Here is a 2,186-nt window from a genome sequence, read left to right on the forward strand (position 1 = left end):
TTTTAGGGTTGAAAGAACGGTATTTTTTCTTGCAATAGTTAAGCCAATCAGATTCCCATGATTGTTGTACTGGCTCATATTCCACCGTTTGCGGAGCTTCATAAATTATCTGTTCTTGTGGAACCTGTTGATATACAATTTGATGCTGTGGTGCGGTTTGATAAACAACTTGTGGCTGTTCTGGTTTTTTTAAAATTTTGCCGAGAAGTGCACCTGCTGCAAGAGCAAGAATGCCTATTGCTAAAGCTTCTCCTGAGTTATTTATATTAATACTACTGTGTTTTGTCTTTTTGCGCTCGACATAATGATATGTCTTGTGTTCAACATGATGGTGTTGTTGTGCTCCCCATTTATGGCTAACATAATGACGCTTGTGGGGATTATCAAAAGAGCGATGTTCACTATGAGAAAAATGGGAGCTAAAATTGTGAGCTGGTAAACCAGCCTCCCTCCTCATATCATAGCTATGATACCATGCCATATCTGCAAGCGTTGGATTTAATGGTATCAAAACGGTTGCAGTAGACATTGCTGATAATATCGCTAATCTGAAGAGTTTTTTCATAATGATGCTCCTTGTGTAAATTCGTATTTTTCATATCCTACACGTGTCAAACTGAATAGAGCCTGAACAATTTTGTACTTTATTGTGACAAAAAAATAAAAATTAATTTAGTTAAAACATTGCCGGTACAGTAAAATAAAATCATGACAAAATTTTGATTTCAATTAATGTACTCTTCTTAAGGTTAATTAAGCAGCTTGTATTGAGAGCATCAGATTTTTTACTATTGGTTATAAATTCTTTATTGATGAGTACTTTTTTATTACTTGATACAATATGAATTGAACAATAGGTGTATGAATAAAAGTTATCCTTTTTTATTATAGGCTTATGGTGCTAAGATAAAATCTTATTTGTGTGATAGAATACAGTCCTGTTTGACTACTCTCTTGTGAGGTTAAATATTGAGTTCGATATCAGATTATAACTGTATAAGATAATATATTGCGGGAACTTTTTTTGATATATGGGAAACATTCTCTTTAATTTTTTTGTGCTCATTTAGGTTTTAGAAGTGTTTTTGGCATGTTTTGATAGTTTTAGGGATTTTTTTATAACGTGGTTTAACAAGAAAAATTGCTAAAGGGGGAACATCAATAATAGCGCGTAAGCCCCCTAGAGGGCTATCATCCAATTGAATATTGCCTCCATGGCTACGTGCTATATCTTGAGCAATAGAAAGGCCGAGTCCTGCTCTACTCGCATCTTGATTTTGTGTTTTATCAAGTTTAAAGAATGGCTTAAAGACTTCTGTGCGCATATTTTTATGAATCCCAGGTCCATCATCATCAATAGTTATGATGAAAGATTCTTGTTGGGATATGGCTGTTAGTTTGACAATATTAGCATGACAAAATGCTTTTGATACAAGATTGCTGATGAGACGCGTGAAGGCATGTGGGCGTACTTGTATTTGTGTAGGGCTTTCAATGGTGTAGGAAAATTGACGTTTGTGAAGATGCGCATCGGTAGAGAATTTTTGCATAAGAGCATTTAAATCAAAAGTTTTAATACACTCACTTCCTTCACTACGGGCAAAAGCAAGGTAATTTTCTAACATATTTTGCATGTCGCTCACATCTTGCTCAAGCGGCTTAATATCAAAGTCAGTATTTGCTAACGGTAGTTGAAGTTTAAAACGGGTGAGAATGGTTCTTAAATCATGGCTTACACCCGAAAGCATTATGGTGCGTTGTTCGATATAGTTAGAAGATGGTGAGTGTGTGTATTTTGCTAGACATGAGTTTAGGGTTTTGCATACACTAGGGCATTCCCTTGGTCATGTTATTTATTTCAATGAAAAAGAGCGCTTAGCCCTCTTGGGTGATGTTCTCTTTCGTGGTTCTATTGGACGTACGGACTTCCCCTTCTGTTCCTATGAAAAATTGATACAATCTCTTCGAGAAAAAGTTTTACCCTTAGGCGATGATGTTTGTTTTATTTGTGGGCATGGTCCTAAAAGTAGCATAGGCTATGGGCGCCAAAATAATCCTTTTCTTCAAGATTTTAATATATGAGCAAACAAAAAAACGCTTTGCAACGTTTTTTTGTGCCATTTAAGACTTTTTAGTAGGGCGGAACAGAAGTTAATTTATTGGGGCATAACAAACGTGTTCCAAAC

The 2,186-nt window shown here is 35.6% G+C and carries 1 protein-coding gene and 2 pseudogenes; 1 reads left to right on the top strand and 2 read right to left on the bottom strand.

Annotated elements, in window-relative coordinates:
- Together ACFILU_RS02240 and ACFILU_RS02245 are read right to left on the bottom strand one after the other, a co-directional pair.
- Positions 1-565: BA14K family protein (locus ACFILU_RS02240; RefSeq protein WP_375674558.1), on the bottom strand; the 565-nt coding region annotated here is incomplete at its 3' end.
- Between the two features lie 586 nt (positions 566-1,151).
- Positions 1,152-1,766: pseudogene (locus ACFILU_RS02245) on the bottom strand (sensor histidine kinase); the annotation flags it as partial.
- Positions 1,767-1,770: 4 nt separating this feature from the next.
- Here ACFILU_RS02245 and ACFILU_RS02250 point away from each other — a divergent pair.
- Positions 1,771-2,082 (top strand): annotated as a pseudogene (locus ACFILU_RS02250) (MBL fold metallo-hydrolase); the annotation flags it as partial.
- Between the last annotated feature and the right edge of the window lie 104 nt (positions 2,083-2,186).

It is taken from the genome of Bartonella sp. CL100XZDX, assembly GCF_042195375.1.
Lineage (GTDB): Bacteria > Pseudomonadota > Alphaproteobacteria > Rhizobiales > Rhizobiaceae > Bartonella.